We start from the raw sequence: 14,776 nt of genomic DNA on the forward strand, positions 1-14,776 counted from the left end.
CATGGCCTTCGCCACGCTGTCCGACGTTCTGGCGCGCTATCCGTCCGAGGCGACTGTTCTCGCCGCGGACGAGACCACGCGCGTCCGCGACGATTCGCGGATCGAGGCGGCGCTGGGCGACGGCACCGCGGAGGTCCGCGCCATCCTGTCGGCGCGCTACACCCGCGACGAGCTGGAGCGGATCGACAATGACAGCCGCGAAGTGCTGCGCATCTACACGATCGACATCGCGCTGTATCGCGTGGCGCTGTCCTTCGGCCGCTCCAACGAGCGCGTGGAGAAGCGCTACGACGTCGCCATCGCGCGGCTGCAGGCGATCGCCAAGGGCACCGCGGCGCTCACCTTCGACGGGCCCGGCGGCGGCGGCACCGGCGGCGCCGGCGAACCGGCCGGAGCGGTGTCGCCCAACGAGGCGATCGTGGTCGCCAACGAGCGCGTGCTGACGCGCGACCGGCTGCGGGGCTGGTGATGGACAGCGGCGTCCGCATTGAGGTCGACATCACCGACCTGACCAAGGCGCTCTCGGCGCTGTCCGGGCTCGATCAGCTCGACACCGAGCAACTGATGTCGGACATCGGCGCCCGGCTCGAATTCTCGATGCAGGAACGCATCACCACCACCAAGACGGCACCCGACGGCACGCCCTGGCCGGCGAACATCGAAGGCACCTCGATCCTGATGCGGACCGGAGATCACATGCTCGGATCGGTCGCCTGGACGGCGTCGGCCACCGAGACCGAGGCCGGCCTGTCGTGGGAATACGCGCACGTCCATCAGGACGGCATGACGATCAGCGCCAAGAACGCCAAGCTCCTGTCGTTCGTCGTCGGCGGCCGCCGCGTCAGCAAGAAGAGCGTCACCATTCCGGCGCGGCCGGTGGTCGGCATCTCGGCGGAGGACGCGACCAAGATCGACCAGCTCGCCACCCGTTTCGTCGCCGGTAAGCTCGGAGGCGGCCAGTGATTGTGCCCGCCACCATCTCCGAGCGGCTCGCGGCCTCCGCTTTGGTCGGCTATCTCGCCGCCGTTGAAGCGACCTTGAAGCCGCTGTTTCCGGACATCACGGTGCGCCAGCATCCGGGCCGGATCGACGTCTCGGACATCGTCGAAAAAGACATCTTCACGCCGCCAATGATCGCGCTCGCGGCGGTGAAATGGAAGCTCGACGGCGACCTCGCCGGCTCGTGGGATCTGCCGGTCGAGGCCGCCGCCTACATCGTCACCGAAGACATGGCGCTGGGGGGCCGCGCCTGGCGCCGGCAGGAGGTCGCGCATGCGCTCTCGGTCGGGCTGCTCGGCGTGCTCGGCGATCTCGACGCGTCGCGCTGGGGCCTGCTGCGTATCGCCCCGCCGCAGAAGGTCGAGGCGCGGCCTTTGTTCACCAGCGAAGTCTTCGCCAAGGGCGCGGCGTACTACGTCGTCACCTGGGAACAGACGCTGAAGGGCTTCGGCAGCAGTCCGCTCGAAAGGCCGCCGATCGCCGAACCGCAGATCTTCGATTTCGACGGCGAGCCGGTCGACGACAGCGATGGAGCGCCGGTGTGAGCATCACCGATCCGCAGGTCCGCGCGCTGAAACAGTATCTGCGCAATTTCGAAAAGCGCCTGGTCGAGGTCGATCAGCGCGTCGCGCGGATGATCATGCGCGGCAAGGTCGCCAAGGTGCGCAAGCAAGGCGACGACTGGCAGGTCAAGCTGGAGATCGGCCGCGATCCGGAGACCGACAAGCCGGTGCAGTCGCCCTGGGCGCCGGTGCAGCCGGTCGCCGCCGGCGCGCTGAAGATCAAGGTCAAGCCTGTCGAGGGCGAAGCGATGACGCTGCTGTCGCCGTCCGGCGTGCTCGGCACCGCGTCGATGGCGATCCGCTCACCCTACGACGACGATCATCCGGCGCCGAAGGGCGACGAGGATTTCGTGCTCGAAATCGGCAAGTCGAAATTCGTCATCGCGGACGGGCTGATCAGCACCAAGGTCGGCGGCAACGAGATCGAGCTCAAGGGCGACGCCATCAACATCGTGGCTACTGACAGCGACGGCTACGTCGTCGCGAAAAGCGGCAAGTTCTGGCACCTCGGCGTCGAGGCCAAGAACGAAAAAGCCACACCGAAAGTCACCACCGAAGACGGCCCGGCAAAGAGCGTCAAAGCGAAGATCTGAGGCACAGCATGGCAGACGAAAAGAAAAGCTATCGCATCACCACCCGCCGCCCGATCGGCGGCCGCATGCGCCCGGCCGGCGAGATCGTGGCGCTGACCGATCGCGAGTATCAGGCGGAGGCCGGCTGGGGTGGCATCGAGCCGGTCATGCCTGAACCCGCCGCGCCGGCGGCAGAAGCCGCCGCGGATGCCGGCGAGACCGACGCGGCCACGAACACGCGCAAGCGCAAGTAAGCGATGGCCGAGCGCACCACCAGGACCGGGGTCGACGCGAACACGGGGCGCATCCTGCGCGGCCGTGAGCATGCGGAGCATTGCGTGCGCCGCATCTTCGCGACCCGCCTCGGCACCCGGGTGATGCGGCTCGGTCTGGGTGCCGATCTGGCTCCGCTGCGCGGCGAGAACCTGACCGCCATCAACGTGCTGCGCGCCTATTCCGAGATGGTCTCGGCGGTGCACAGCCAGGAGCCGGCGATTCGGATCCGCAATATTCAGCCCTGGCTGATCGACGGTCGTAACGGTGCGATCGGCTTCATCTTCGGGACCACCTTCTATCCCTATGGGCACCTCGGCGATTACTCGGTCGAGGAGGATGCAGATATTCGCGTGCCGGTGACGGCGTTGGCGCGCGGATCTGCGGCGGTGTCGGCATGACGACGGCAGCCTCTCTCGATCTGTCGCGCATCGGCGCGCCGACGCTGGTCACGATCGACTACGAAGCGGCGCTGACGGCGCGGCTGCTGCACTTCAAGGCGCTGTGGGATGCGGCGCGGCTGCGCGACCCGACGCTGCCGGCGTTCGACGTGATCGACGCGGCCGGCAATCCGGTGACGCAGTTCGACTCCAACGTCGTGCTCGAGCAAGAATTCGCCTACGGCGAAACGATGGTCGAACAGACCATCAACGACCATGCCAACGCGCTGCGCCTGGCGACCTCGGCCGGCGCCGATCTCGATCATCTGGCGGTGACCTACAAGGCGACGTCGCGGCTGATCCTGTCGCCGGCAACGGGCACCACGTCCGAAGTGCTGGAAGCCGACGACGAACTGCGCGAGCGCGCGCAGATCTCCGACGAAGCCCGGCCGCTGTTCGGACTCACGCCGCCCGGCTACGTCTGGCGCGTCCGCAAGCTGTTCGGCGACCGCGTCAAGGATGTCCGGCCGCTGCGCCGGCCCGGCGGCCATATGGACCTCTACATTCTGGCGCGCGATGGCGACGGCACGCCGGCCGAGACGCTGATCGGCGACATCCAGGGCGCCTTCGACGGCGAAGCCGGCTCGCATTCGACCGACATCGTCACGGTGCTGCCGGCGCGCATCGTGGCTGCGCCCGTGCAGGTGAAACTTTGGGTGGCGCGCGGCCCCGATCCGGCGCTCGCCGTCGCGCTCGCCTCCACGGCGATCGCATCGCTCGGCGCCGAGCGCCACCGCATCGGCGAGACGCTGCACGCGCAGGCGATCGGCGCGGTCGCCAAGTCCGGCGCGGTACGCAAGGTCGATGTTCTGGCGCCGTTGGTGGACGTGGTCGGCGGACAGGATGGCGCGCCGCACATCTCGTCGATCGCCGTGAGCTGGGGGATCGACGCATGACCGAGCCATTCCCCTCGCTGCTGCCCTACCAGGCGCCCGCCGAACATTGCCACAGCCTGGTCAACGCGGCGCGCTGGCCGAAGCTGTTCGCCGAAGCGGCCTCGCTACGCACGCTGTGGAACCCGTGGACGTGCCCGGCCGAGCAGTTGCCGCTGCTCGCCTGGGCGTGGTCGGTCGATTTCTGGAAGCCGGAATGGCCGGAGCATCGCAAGCGTCAGGTGATCGCCGAATCGCCCGCGTATCACGAGGCCAAAACCACGGTCGCCGGCTATCGGATGGCGCTGGGCTATGTCGACGCCGAATTCGTCCGGGCCCGGCTGCCGCGGCACGCGTTCTTCGTCGGCTCCGCGCCGACCAAGGAGTCGCACGATCGCTGGCTCGCCGGCCTGCCGGAGATCCGCATCTACACGGCGGACTATCCGATCCGCTATCGCCCGGTGCCGTTCCTGATGCCCGACGGGACGATCGTTCAACGCACCTTGAAGGGACGTTTTGTCGGGCGGCGTTTCGTGGCTCGCTCGGCAAAGGCCGTCGTGCTCGGCCGCTGGCGGCCGGAGCTTCGCAAGGGCGGCACCGTGCAGCGCCTGGTGGTCGCCGGTGTGCGCACGGACGCCTCGGGCCGGCTGCTGTCCGATCCGGAAAGGCTGGTCATTCCCGGCCCGCGGCGGAATACGTTTCAGGTCGGCAAGCGGCTGCGCGGGCGGTTCGTCGCTGACGGCAAGCTCGCCGGCCAGCGGGTGATCCTGCTCAGTTTCACGACCGGCGGCGATCAGTTCATCCCCGCTGTGATGTCGCCCGGCCTGACGCCGATCGACGCGACGCCACGCAAAATGTGGGAGCCCCAGCCGGCCGGGCGCGGCTGGTTCGTCGGGATGCGGCTCAAGGGCCGCGGCATCCGCCCGAACCGCGCCGACGAACAGGCCTATCTGTCGATCCGCCTGGCGGACGGCAGCTCCGCCGAACTCGGCCGCATGCGCAACCGCATCGGCCGCTCGCGGATTCGCCGGAAGCCTTTCACCGCCACCGTGGTGGCGCATATCGCCGGGCCGTCGAAACGCGGCTTCCCGCTCGGTCGCTACCTTCGCGCCGGCCCGGAGCCGCGCATCGCCGAGGTGATCAGCGCCCTGGCCGTGACCCAGGCTGCGCGTGACACCCTCTATCTCGATCACAACTCGGTCCGTCCCATCACTTACGGCGATCTCGCGAGATTGCCCGACGATGTGCGGTTCGGTGCCGTCATTCGCCGCTGAAAAGGAGGCATCATGTACAAGCGCATTTTGTGGGACGTCGATCAGGAAGGCACCGAGGAGGATCTGGAGCGCATGGGGCTGTGGCCCCAGGAGGGCATCGCCCGGCTCACCGATGATCTGCTGGTGTCGGGCCGATTGTACAAGGGCTTCACCACGCTCGCGAGCGGGCTGTCGGCGATCGAAGTGGCGCCCGGCCGGATCTACGACGCCGGTGCGATGTACGCACTCGAAGCGGCCCTGACGTTGTCGCTCGGCGAGTTCATGCCGATCACCGCCGGCCAGAAGGTCTACGTCGTCCTGATCGGCCAGGGTCGGGAGGACGATGGCTATGTCGAGGCGCGCAACTACGAGCGTGAGGTGCCGCAGACCGGCGGTGGCACGGCCATCCAGCAGGTGCCGCAGACCGGGAGCCGCGCCAAGGTCCGCAGCGCGATCCTGATCGCCTATCCGGGGTCGCCTTCCGTCATCCCCGTCAGGCCGTCGATCCCGCTCGGCACGGTGGCGATCGCCGACATCCTGCTCGGCACCGGCGGCATCGAGAGCATCGCGATGCGGACCGAGAATGAAGCGCCGGAGCTGGACGCGCTCGCGGCCGCCTACACGTCGCTGCAAGTCCGGCTCGGCCTGGTCGACCAGGAGATGGCCGGCTTGCGCAACGACCTCGCGGCGCTGGCCCGGCTGTTCAAATCGAGCGTGTCGCGGCTGACCGTGCAGGCGATGCAGGGCGACATCGCGATGATGAAGGACCGGCTCGACATCCCCGACACCGGCTCGCCCTACAGCGCCGACAACTTCCTCGACGAGCGCGAGAGCGACCCGACAAATGTCGACTACAAGGCCCGCGTTCTGGAAGGCATCCGCTTCCCTGCCGCAAACCTCTGGAAGGGGCCGCTGGCGCTCTACAACGCCAACGACGGCAACCTGATGCACGCCAGCGCCGGGCTGATCTGCCCGAAGTACAACGTGGTCGAAGGCATCAAATTGTGGGAGCGCTCCGGCTCCACCCCGCTCGGCGGCACGGTCTATCAGACCATGGAGCTGACGCAGATGCTGATGAGCCGCCAGGAGACGGCTTACGGCGATTATTTCGAGGCCTGCACCAACGCCGCGTGGTGGAATTCCGGCCAGTACGACGTCGCCAAGGGCATCTTCCGGATCGGCGACGAGACCTATGAGGTCGCCGATTATGATCGCGACCTCGGCGTCACCGTGCCGTGGCACGCGATCATTCGGTTGCGCAAGTTCTGGACCACCACGGTGAAGACGCCCTACGACGTCTACGCGCCGGTCTCGCACACCATCCAGGGCGTGCTGAAGTCGCAAAGCTGGCTGCAATCGCAGGATCGCTGGTCGCCCGGCATGCGGCTCGCGATCGAGTCCTGGTCGGCCGGCGCCGAGGTCACCGTCGCGCTGGTCGAATGCGGCGACAACGGCATGCCACTGCCTCGCCGCATGCTGAAGAAGACGACGCTGGCAGCGTCGCAGTTCAAGACCTTCCCGGAGGCGACGGGCGTGCCCTGGTCGACACCCGTGTTCCTGGAGTCCGGCAAATTCTACGCCTATCTGTTCGCCGTCACCGGCGACGTCACTGTGGCCTATGCGGAGGGCCAGAAGTTCCTGTCGGGTAATTATTTCGAGACCACGGACGGCACGTTCTTCGTCGGCAATCTCACCCGCGATCTGTGCCACGTCACCGAGTACTGCCAGTTCGCCCTGACCTCGCTCACGGTGCTGCTGCAGGGCGTCAATCTCGATGGCGGCATCCACAACATCCGCATCCGCAACGCCGAAGTGGTGCCGGAGAATTCCACCCGCGAGTTCCAGCTTCAGGTCGGCGGCGCCTGGCGCAAGATCGAGGCGCCGGAGGGTGACGATACGCTGTTCGGCTCCGGGGTGACGCCTTACTACGATTTCCGCCTGGTGCTGAACGGCAACCAGTGGGCGATGCCGATCCTCGACATGGGCTCCAGCGAGGTCGAGCTGTTCCGGGCCGACGACGATCTGCGCCACATCTCCTCGGTCATCGCCTTCGGCTCTTCGATCGAGACGGTCTACGTCAAGGCCACGGTCGGCGCGTGGGATGCGGCGCGCCACACCCTTGCGGCGCGGCTCGCTCACGGCGCCGGCTATGCGACGCTGAAGACCCACGACGCGGTCGAGACCAAGCCGGCGATCGGGCCTGACGGCCTGGTGCGGGCCGACGCGGTCGGGAAAATCTGGACCTTCACCTTCGCGGCGCCCGGCATCAGTTCCTGCAAGATCGATTTTGTCGGCGCCACCAACAACCCGCGCGTGACGTATCACGTCGAGCGCCGCATCCAGACCACGGAGTAACGCAGATGGCGAAGAACCCGACGAAGACAGGAGCCGCCCCGGCGGAGATCGACGACGAGACCTACTACAGGGTCGACGTGTCCGGGGCCTTCCGCGCGATGGGCGTCAGGTTCGGCACCCAGTCCACCACCGAGGTGAAGGGGGCCTTGCTGCGCAAGGTGCTCGCCACCGAATTCGCAACCAAGATCACGGGCTATCGCTCGTTCTGATCGGCCGGGGTTCCAATGGCTCGCAAATTCGAGACCGATTACCGGATCTCCAAGGTCGCCGAAATCCTGAAAACCGAGAACAAGTTTCGGCAGGATATCGATCTGCGGGCCGACGCGCTGGAGCGGGCGGTGTCGAACCTCGGCGCGGACGCGCAGGAGCTGGTGGCGCGGGTGCTCCGCGTCATCGAGCTGGAGATCGCGCCGCGTGCGGCGGAGATCGAGGCGTTGCTGGCGGACTACCGATCCGGGGTGCCGGCCGCGCTCGTCGCCGAAGAAGCGTCGGGCCGCCAGTTCCTGACGCCCGATCGCCACGCCGCGATCCTCGCCGAGCTGCGCGGCGGCGTGGCCGCGGAAGGCGATACGCTCGCCAAGCTGCTGGCCGCGATCGTGGCCGTGGATTCGGCCAAGGCGACGCCGGCCGACATCACGGCGGCGATCAATGCGCTCAAGGGCGGCGCGCCGAGCGCGTACGATACACTGGTCGAAATCGCCGCGGAGCTTGCAGAGAACGATACGGCCGTTTCCGGCCTGCTCGCATCGCTCGCCAACCGTGTCAGGTTCGACGCCGCCAGCGCCGAGAGCCCCGCCAGGCAGGCGCAGGCGCGTGCGAACATTGGTGCCCCGCTGAGGGGGCATCTCTATGGCCTCGCGCTCGCGAATAGCGTCGCAGACCCCGCCAACGATATCGACATCGGGGCCGGGGAAGCTGCCAGCACTGAGGCCGACCCTGTACTGATGGTGCTCCAGGCCGGCATCACGAAGCGTCTCGACGCGACTTGGTCGGCAGGCTCAAACCAAGGCGGTCTCGACGCCGGGGCCGCCGCGGACGGCACCTATCACATCTGGATCATTCGCCGGTCCGACACCGGCGCCGTCGATGCGCTGTTATCCACCAGCGCGTCGGCGCCGACGATGCCGTCAGGCTATGATCAGAAACGTCGTGTCGGATCAATTCTGCGCAGATCAGGGTCGATCGTCGGGTTCGTCCAAGACGGGGACGTCTTCCGCCTGAAGTCCATGATCAATGATGTTGCGGCGGAAAACCCTGGGACCAGCGCTGTGACACGGACCATCAGCGTGCCACTTGGCTTGCGCGTCGAAGCTGAACTCGTCGTCGGCTTTGTCGATGGTGCAGGCAACAACTACAACAATCCAGGTGCGATCTACATTTCCGATCTGGCTGCCGACGACGTGGTTCCGACGATTGTGTCCGGGGTCTCGGCCGTATGCTATCCGAGCTTTGCGTCATCCCAGCAGAATGCGGCCCCGGTCATGGTTTTTACAAACCCAAGCGCACAGGTCCGCAGCCGTATCTACACTTCAGGCGTTAACACCACGCTCGTCATTAACACCAGAGGATGGCGCGATCGCAGGGGGCGGGAATGACCGTGTCGACAGTTTTTGTGGAGCGTGATGGCAGTGGCGCGATCAAGGGCGTCTATGCAAATTGCCAGCCCGGTTGCGCCGAGGAACTCAATTCTCCGGAAAATGCCGATGTCGCTGCGTTCTTGTCGAGATTTGGTGCAGCCGTCCCGGCCGCGGAGCCGGTGTCGCAGCCGCCCCGCGTCGTTGCCTCGGCCATGGGAATCACCGTCGAGAACGGCGATGTCGCCGCCATCCGCGGCTCCTACAACATCGCGGCGGCGTTGTATCTCGGCGTCGGGCAGGTGATGTTGCTGTTTTTCGTGGCGCTCGCCGACGATGATTACTTCGTCGTGGTGCAGGGCCACCCCTTCTCGACGGCGGCATCCGAGACGACGGCCGATCATTTCATCGTCGAAACCAAGGACGGCGCCGGGGACCTGGTCGACCCGTCTTGCTTGAGCATCCAGGTCTACAAGGTCTGACGGCTGATGGAGAGTGGAATGGGGAAGCTTGTTTGCGCGATGATGATCAACGGCGAGGAAAGCCTGCGCGTTCTGACGACGGCCGAAGGCGTCGTCCCGCGCCTGGTCAAGAAAACGCCGGGGGTCGGAAAGCCGTACTGGTATTGGCCGTCGATTCCGGCCGGCCAGGTGATCGCGGCTGATTTCACCGACGCGCCGGTCGCGACCAGCGACGAGGCGCAGAACGCGGCGGACATCGCCGCCATCACCGCAACGCCGCAGGAGAAACTGACCTACGGCTGATCGGGCGGCGCCGCGGCGCCTGCAACAACGACAAGAGGGCCGCTGACAGATGACACCTGTCAGCGGCCCTCTTTGCGCCGTCGATCCATAGGGTCGTCCCGAACTGATTTCAGGTCAAGGGGCTCCCATGGCTGCGCTCACCAAGAACCACGGCGTCCGCTTCATCGACGGGGCGGAGACCGCCCGCCTCGTGCAGGTGCCGGACTTCGCGACTATCGCGATCGTGGCGCCTGCCGACGAGGCTAACCCGTCGATCTTTCCGCTCAACACCGACGTGCATCTCTATGGCGACGAAGCCGACAAGATCGCCACGCTCGGCGATGCCGGCGAAATCTCGATGGCGATCGACGACATTCTGTCGGAGGGGATCAATCCCAGCCTGATCGTGCGCCGGGTCGCCAAGGAGGCGACGCGCAACGAGCAGCTAGGCGCTATCATCGGCGACCCATCCGACCGCACCGGGCTGTGGGGTCTGCTCGACGCGCGCGCTACGACCAAGGTCCGGCCGGGCCTGATCATTACGCCCGGGTTCGACAACGACAGCCCGATCGGCGCCACCACCGTGACCATGACCAATCAGGGCGCCGACTACACCCATGCGACGGTGACCTTCACCGCCACCGGGGCCTTGGTGCAGCCCAAGGGCCATTGTGTGATTGCGGGGGGTAAGGTCAGCGTCGTGATCGACGATGCCGGCTTCGGCATTCCCAACACCTGCACGATGGTGATCGACGGCGACGGCACCGGAGCGGCGGGCACCGTTGCGGTCGGCCCGGTCGCCAACCCGGTCGCGCTCGCGAAGTCGGCGGTGGCCAAGCGGCTGCTGGCGATCGGCATCTGCGACGCACCCAATCTCGGCCAGACCGAAGCCGCAGCGTGGGCCGAGCGGCTGAAGCGCGACAACGGGCGATATCTCTACGCGATCGACCCGGCGGTGCGGCGCTTCACCGTGCTGGACGGATCCGACGACACCATCCTGACCCGGCCCGCGTCGACCACCGTGGCGGCGCTGTTCGCCAAGCGCGACCGCGAAAAGGGTGGACCGTATTGGTCTCCGGAAAACCAGACCTCGTCGGCGATCGTCGGCACCGCGCGCCCGGTCTCCTACTACGACGGCGAGATCGACCACGAGGCCAATTACCTGGTTAACGCCGGCGTCAATACCTTCATCGAAGGCAAGGAGCTATTCGGCAGCGAAACGCTGTCGAACGACGCCAACTGGCGCTTCGTGAACAAGGTGCGCACCGAGAATGCGATTCGCGCGGCGCTGCCCGTGGCGCTGCGGCCGTTCCGCGGCCAGAACTTCACCGCCCACAACGCTCTGATGTTCGTGAAGACGATCGAGTATTTCCTCGAAGAATGTGTGCAGCTCGGCGTGGTCGTCGGCTTCACGCGTTACTTCGATCGGAAGCTGAACCCCAACATCAATATGCGCGCCGGCATCATTCGGGTCGAACTGCCCCACGAAAACACGCCGATCATGTCGGACATGCAGATCGGGATGCAACCCTATCTGCCCGCCTTCGACATTCTGGCCGCCGACATCCAGCAGGCGCTGGGTGGTTATGAGCCGATCGCCGCCTAAGGAGCGCCCCGATGGAATTCGTCCGAAAATCCGGAAACCTCTATGCCGAGGGCATCAACCTGTGGCTCTCGCTGTCGGGCTACAAGCTGCCCCAGCCGAAGGTGAAGACCGAAGAGCATCACCCGGGCGGCGGCATCATGGCGCTGAACGTGCCGATCGGTGCGATCGAGCCGCTATCGCTGCAGTACAATCTCAAGGGTGCGCCGCCCGCAGTGCTGGGGCAGTTCGGCATGTCGCTGGCCCAACGCAGGCTCTACACGATCTACGAGCTGCTGCAGGACGAGAAGGACGGCACCAAGCGCGAGCGCATCATCACCATGCGTGGCCTGATGTCCGAGGTCGATCCCGACGAGATGAAGGGTCGCGGCGTCCAGGGCTACGGCTATCAGATCCATTCGATCACCGACTACGAGGACGTGATCGACGGGTACGGCATCATCGCCAGCTTCTCGTTCTTCACCAACCGCTGGCAGGGCTACGGCACCGAGATCGGTTCGGACGTCGACAACCGCATCCTGCGGATTTCGGGCTGAGGAATCCCAAGCGAAAGAACCAGAGGCAAGCGGCCATAATCGGCGGGGCGCACTCACTTGAGGACCCGCCACCGCGGTTCGAGTAGGCGACGCCCGGCGCGGATCCGGGCACCAATTTCAGGGGCCTTTAAGGAGCTTTCAATGGTCGATGATCTGCCGCCGCCGATCGATGCCGAGCCGGCGCTGAAGCCCGTGTTGCCGCCGCCCGGCTCGCCGGACTACGCCCGAAACAGCGGCGTGACCGAGGCGCCGGCCGAGACTGCGGCCAAGATGCAGAGCGAGCCGCCGCCGCTGGTGGCGGTGCTGCAATTCCAGTCCGGGGATCTGCGCAGCAAGCGCTTTCAGCTCGACTGGCCGTTCGAACTCGACGGCGTGACGATCGACGCAATCACCGTGCGGCGGCTGCCGATGGTGACCGTCAACAATCTCGTCGCCAGCGAGCGCTACCGCGATCTCTACGAGATCTACGCCGAGATGACCGGACTGTCGGCAGCGGTGCTGCGCGGGCTCGACAGCGACGACGGCGAACTCATCACGGGGGCGTGCTGGGATTTTTTGCCCCGGTTGCTGCGGACGGTTCACGAGTAACCGTCGGTCTCGACGAGTGGCGGCTCGTCGCCGCGCGGGTCGCGGCGGCTCTGTCGACGCCGCTGCCGGCCGTGATGGCGATGGACTGGGACGACGTCGTGCTGTGGTTCGGTGAGGCCGTGGCGATCGGGCTCGAAAACCGGGTGAGGCTTGAGCTGTGAGCAATCTCGACGTCTCTCTGCGGTTGCGCCTGGTCAACCAGCTCGCGGGCCCTGCCAAGGAAGCCAAGAAGGAGCTGGAGAACGTCGGCGCGGCGGCCAAGAAACTCGACGGCGCCAAGGCCGGCAAGCTCGCAGCCGACCTCGCCAAAACCAAGACGGAAGCCAAGGGCGCCGACGCGGCGCTGAAGCAGGTGGCGGCCGGCGCGCAGAAGCTCGGCACCACCAAGGCGGACAAACTCCCGCGCGATCTGAACCGCACCAAGACGGAAGCGCTGGCCAGCCAGAGGGCGCTGGCGCAGATCGCGCGCACCCTGCAGCAGCTCGACGGCAAGCATGCCGAGCGGCTCGTGAAGGGCCTGCGCAATGCAACGGCGGCATCCGAACGGCTGGCGCGCAGTATGCGGCGGGTGCGCGAGGAAGCGCGTCGGGACGACGGACATAAGCCGCCGCACCGACCTCGCGAGCAGCCCGGCGAAGGCGGCGGCAACATGCCCGGCTTCATCGCTGCCGGCGGCCGTGCGGCGGCCGGCTATCTCGGCGCTGGCTATCTCGCCTATCGCGGTGCCTCCGGCGTGAAGAAGTCGTTCACCGACTTCGCCGATCTGGACCGACGCATGACGCGGCTGGGCATTACGGCGGATGCGACCAAGGGACAGGTGGAGGCGGCCACGGCCGACATCCGCGCTCTCGCGAAGACCTATGCGGTGCCGGTCGAGGACGCGCTGAAGGGCCTCGAAGCGCTGGTGGCGCAGGGCAAGGAGCTGCCCGAGGCGCTCGGCATGATGGATGCGATCGTCAAGTCTGCGCAGGCCTCCGGCGCGTCGATTGAGGACATGTCCAACTCCGCCGGCACGATGATGACCAACCTGAAGCTCAGAGTCGATGAGCTGCCAGAGGCGTTCGACAGGCTGGCTTACGCGGGGAAAAAGGGCCAGTTCGAACTGAAGGACATGGCGCAGTACTTTCCGCAGTTGGCCGCTTCGTGGGCCAACGTCGGACAGAAAGGCGCCGACAAGCTGGCCGATCTCGCGGCAGCGACGCAGATCATTCGAAAGGAAGCCGGGACTTCGGAGCGGACCTTCAACGGCATCCGCGATCTGCTCGCCAAGATCAACACCACGGAGGTGCAGGGCAATTTCAAGAAGATGGGAGTCGACCTCGAGGCCGGCCTGAAGAAGGGCGCCAAGGAAGGCAAGCCGCTGTTCGATGTCCTGGTCGAGCTGACCGAGCAGGCGACCAAAGGTGACATGGCGAAGCTGCCCAAGCTGTTCGGCGAAATCGACTCGCGAACCGCCATCAGCGCGCTGATCAACCTCAAGAAGGAATTCCGGGCGCTGCGCGCGGAGATTCAGACCAAGGCCACCGGGACGATCGCGAACGACATCGTCCGCGTCACCGACGACGCGCAGGCTTCGATCGACCGGCTCGCGAATTCATGGTCGGCGGCCGGCGTCGCGGTCGGCAAGTTCGTGGCGGAGGCAACGCCGGCGCTTTGGGCGTTGGAAAAGATGTCGAATCTCATGGACGGTGGTCGGGAGCTGGTGAAACCCGGCAACAATCCGTTTTGGGATCAGGAGTTCTGGAAGCGCGAGAAGGAGAAGATGCGCGGGATCGAGCCGGTGCCGCCGGTGCCGCCGAAATCGTCGTTCCCGGGGCGCTTCCAGCAGGCGGCCTACGACAAGGCGGTGCGCGAGCGCGCCGCCAAGGTTCGGGAAGCCGAGGCCCGCCACAAGGCGCTGTATCCGCCGACGCTGCGCGGCCCGAATGCGCCGGTGGCGCCGAACTACTCGCCGGTGCCGAGCTTCAAGCCGCCGTCGATGCCTGCCGGCAAGGGCCGGTTCTCGACTGGGCAGAATTTCTCGGTGGTGCCACCGGACGCCAAGGCTCAGGCGCTGGCGTCGATGCAGGGCGTGACCAGCGTGATTGCAAGCGAGGGCGCAAAGGCGGCCGCGACGGCGAAGTCGATCGCCGAGCAGATCAAGTCGTATTTCGATTTCGTCGTGCGGCCGACGATCGCGCCGCGGCTCGGTGGCGCCGCAGCGGGCGGCGCATCGCCCGCAGCCCCGACCGGCCCCGCGCCGGCCGCGCCCGGCAAGCGGGCGAGCGTCAGCAACAACCGGACCACGCACGTCACCGTGAACGTCACCGGCGCCGGGAAAGACGGCCGCCAGATCGGCCAGGAGATTGGCCGGCAGCTCGCGCAGCTGGGTAACAGCGCCAACGCGCTGTTCGACACGGCGTGAG

Annotated in this window: 18 protein-coding genes; all 18 read left to right on the plus strand. The window is 66.6% G+C overall.

Translation table 11 applies throughout. The features are described 5' to 3' along the window. Position 1 precedes the first annotated feature (1 nt). The 18 genes from DNX69_RS10840 (at position 2) to DNX69_RS10925 (ending at position 14,775) form a co-directional block, all read left to right on the plus strand. Positions 2-469 (plus strand): phage protein Gp36 family protein, encoded by a 468-nt coding sequence (locus tag DNX69_RS10840; protein WP_110785962.1) that lies wholly within the window; start codon positions 2-4, stop codon positions 467-469. Continuing rightward, positions 469-963 carry a phage virion morphogenesis protein gene (locus tag DNX69_RS10845; protein WP_110786075.1) on the plus strand — a complete coding sequence of 165 codons (495 nt, stop codon included), beginning with the start codon at positions 469-471 and terminating at the stop codon, positions 961-963. Before DNX69_RS10840 ends, DNX69_RS10845 begins: the two co-directional genes overlap by 1 nt. Further along, positions 960-1,544, plus strand: coding sequence for a hypothetical protein (locus DNX69_RS10850; protein ID WP_110785963.1), 585 nt, complete (start codon positions 960-962; stop codon positions 1,542-1,544). Before DNX69_RS10845 ends, DNX69_RS10850 begins: the two co-directional genes overlap by 4 nt. After that, entirely contained in the window at positions 1,541-2,155 is a 615-nt protein-coding gene (locus DNX69_RS10855) for a phage baseplate assembly protein V (protein ID WP_110785964.1), read from the plus strand. Before DNX69_RS10850 ends, DNX69_RS10855 begins: the two co-directional genes overlap by 4 nt. 8 nt (positions 2,156-2,163) lie before the next feature. Continuing rightward, a complete protein-coding gene (locus DNX69_RS10860) occupies positions 2,164-2,388 on the plus strand; it encodes a hypothetical protein (RefSeq protein WP_110785965.1) in 225 nt (74 codons plus the stop codon). A 3-nt stretch (positions 2,389-2,391) separates the two neighbouring features. Further along, a complete protein-coding gene (locus DNX69_RS10865) occupies positions 2,392-2,808 on the plus strand; it encodes a hypothetical protein (RefSeq protein WP_110785966.1) in 417 nt (138 codons plus the stop codon). Then, on the plus strand, positions 2,805-3,743 hold the full coding sequence (locus tag DNX69_RS10870) for a baseplate J/gp47 family protein (protein ID WP_110785967.1): 939 nt from the start codon (positions 2,805-2,807) through the stop codon (positions 3,741-3,743). Before DNX69_RS10865 ends, DNX69_RS10870 begins: the two co-directional genes overlap by 4 nt. Beyond that, positions 3,740-4,993 (plus strand): phage tail protein I, encoded by a 1,254-nt coding sequence (locus DNX69_RS10875; protein ID WP_110785968.1) that lies wholly within the window; start codon positions 3,740-3,742, stop codon positions 4,991-4,993. Before DNX69_RS10870 ends, DNX69_RS10875 begins: the two co-directional genes overlap by 4 nt. 12 nt (positions 4,994-5,005) lie before the next feature. Continuing rightward, complete coding sequence (locus DNX69_RS10880) at positions 5,006-7,327, plus strand: hypothetical protein (RefSeq protein WP_110785969.1); 2,322 nt, start codon at positions 5,006-5,008, stop codon at positions 7,325-7,327. Positions 7,328-7,332: 5 nt separating this feature from the next. Beyond that, positions 7,333-7,536 carry a hypothetical protein gene (locus tag DNX69_RS10885; protein WP_110785970.1) on the plus strand — a complete coding sequence of 68 codons (204 nt, stop codon included), beginning with the start codon at positions 7,333-7,335 and terminating at the stop codon, positions 7,534-7,536. Between the two features lie 15 nt (positions 7,537-7,551). Beyond that, the gene (locus DNX69_RS10890) at positions 7,552-8,922 is read left to right on the plus strand and encodes a hypothetical protein (RefSeq protein WP_110785971.1); all 1,371 of its coding nucleotides are present in this window, start codon (positions 7,552-7,554) and stop codon (positions 8,920-8,922) included. Continuing rightward, positions 8,895-9,383, plus strand: a complete 489-nt coding sequence (locus tag DNX69_RS10895; RefSeq protein WP_133256003.1) for a hypothetical protein — start codon at positions 8,895-8,897, stop codon at positions 9,381-9,383. The genes DNX69_RS10890 and DNX69_RS10895 overlap by 28 nt, the downstream gene beginning before the upstream one ends. Positions 9,384-9,401: 18 nt before the next feature. Beyond that, complete coding sequence (locus DNX69_RS10900) at positions 9,402-9,665, plus strand: hypothetical protein (RefSeq protein WP_133256004.1); 264 nt, start codon at positions 9,402-9,404, stop codon at positions 9,663-9,665. 127 nt (positions 9,666-9,792) lie between these two features. Continuing rightward, positions 9,793-11,250, plus strand: coding sequence for a hypothetical protein (locus tag DNX69_RS10905; RefSeq protein ID WP_110785974.1), 1,458 nt, complete (start codon positions 9,793-9,795; stop codon positions 11,248-11,250). 11 nt (positions 11,251-11,261) lie between these two features. Further along, positions 11,262-11,783, plus strand: a complete 522-nt coding sequence (locus DNX69_RS10910; protein ID WP_110785975.1) for a phage major tail tube protein — start codon at positions 11,262-11,264, stop codon at positions 11,781-11,783. A 141-nt stretch (positions 11,784-11,924) separates the two neighbouring features. Next, on the plus strand, positions 11,925-12,371 hold the full coding sequence (locus DNX69_RS10915; protein WP_110785976.1) for a phage tail assembly protein: 447 nt from the start codon (positions 11,925-11,927) through the stop codon (positions 12,369-12,371). Beyond that, a complete protein-coding gene (locus tag DNX69_RS10920; RefSeq protein ID WP_234826917.1) occupies positions 12,326-12,532 on the plus strand; it encodes a hypothetical protein in 207 nt (68 codons plus the stop codon). The genes DNX69_RS10915 and DNX69_RS10920 overlap by 46 nt, the downstream gene beginning before the upstream one ends. Beyond that, complete coding sequence (locus tag DNX69_RS10925) at positions 12,529-14,775, plus strand: phage tail tape measure protein (RefSeq protein WP_110785977.1); 2,247 nt, start codon at positions 12,529-12,531, stop codon at positions 14,773-14,775. Before DNX69_RS10920 ends, DNX69_RS10925 begins: the two co-directional genes overlap by 4 nt. Position 14,776: the final 1 nt, after the last annotated feature.

Origin of the sequence: Rhodopseudomonas palustris (genome assembly GCF_003226555.1) — a bacterium.
Taxonomy (GTDB): Bacteria; Pseudomonadota; Alphaproteobacteria; order Rhizobiales; family Xanthobacteraceae; genus Rhodopseudomonas; species Rhodopseudomonas palustris_I.

What these genes read in the sequence shown, in the direction of transcription:
- DNX69_RS10895 (WP_133256003.1), top strand. Translation starts at nt 8,895, where the DNA reads ATGGCGCGATCGCAGGGGGCGGGAATGACCGTGTCGACAGTTTTTGTG.
- DNX69_RS10845 (WP_110786075.1), top strand. Translation starts at nt 469, where the DNA reads ATGGACAGCGGCGTCCGCATTGAGGTCGACATCACCGACCTGACCAAG.
- DNX69_RS10870 (WP_110785967.1), top strand. Translation starts at nt 2,805, where the DNA reads ATGACGACGGCAGCCTCTCTCGATCTGTCGCGCATCGGCGCGCCGACG.
- DNX69_RS10860 (WP_110785965.1), top strand. Translation starts at nt 2,164, where the DNA reads ATGGCAGACGAAAAGAAAAGCTATCGCATCACCACCCGCCGCCCGATC.
- DNX69_RS10890 (WP_110785971.1), top strand. Translation starts at nt 7,552, where the DNA reads ATGGCTCGCAAATTCGAGACCGATTACCGGATCTCCAAGGTCGCCGAA.
- DNX69_RS10840 (WP_110785962.1), top strand. Translation starts at nt 2, where the DNA reads ATGGCCTTCGCCACGCTGTCCGACGTTCTGGCGCGCTATCCGTCCGAG.
- DNX69_RS10885 (WP_110785970.1), top strand. Translation starts at nt 7,333, where the DNA reads ATGGCGAAGAACCCGACGAAGACAGGAGCCGCCCCGGCGGAGATCGAC.
- DNX69_RS10875 (WP_110785968.1), top strand. Translation starts at nt 3,740, where the DNA reads ATGACCGAGCCATTCCCCTCGCTGCTGCCCTACCAGGCGCCCGCCGAA.
- DNX69_RS10900 (WP_133256004.1), top strand. Translation starts at nt 9,402, where the DNA reads ATGGGGAAGCTTGTTTGCGCGATGATGATCAACGGCGAGGAAAGCCTG.
- DNX69_RS10880 (WP_110785969.1), top strand. Translation starts at nt 5,006, where the DNA reads ATGTACAAGCGCATTTTGTGGGACGTCGATCAGGAAGGCACCGAGGAG.
- DNX69_RS10905 (WP_110785974.1), top strand. Translation starts at nt 9,793, where the DNA reads ATGGCTGCGCTCACCAAGAACCACGGCGTCCGCTTCATCGACGGGGCG.
- DNX69_RS10915 (WP_110785976.1), top strand. Translation starts at nt 11,925, where the DNA reads ATGGTCGATGATCTGCCGCCGCCGATCGATGCCGAGCCGGCGCTGAAG.
- DNX69_RS10865 (WP_110785966.1), top strand. Translation starts at nt 2,392, where the DNA reads ATGGCCGAGCGCACCACCAGGACCGGGGTCGACGCGAACACGGGGCGC.
- DNX69_RS10910 (WP_110785975.1), top strand. Translation starts at nt 11,262, where the DNA reads ATGGAATTCGTCCGAAAATCCGGAAACCTCTATGCCGAGGGCATCAAC.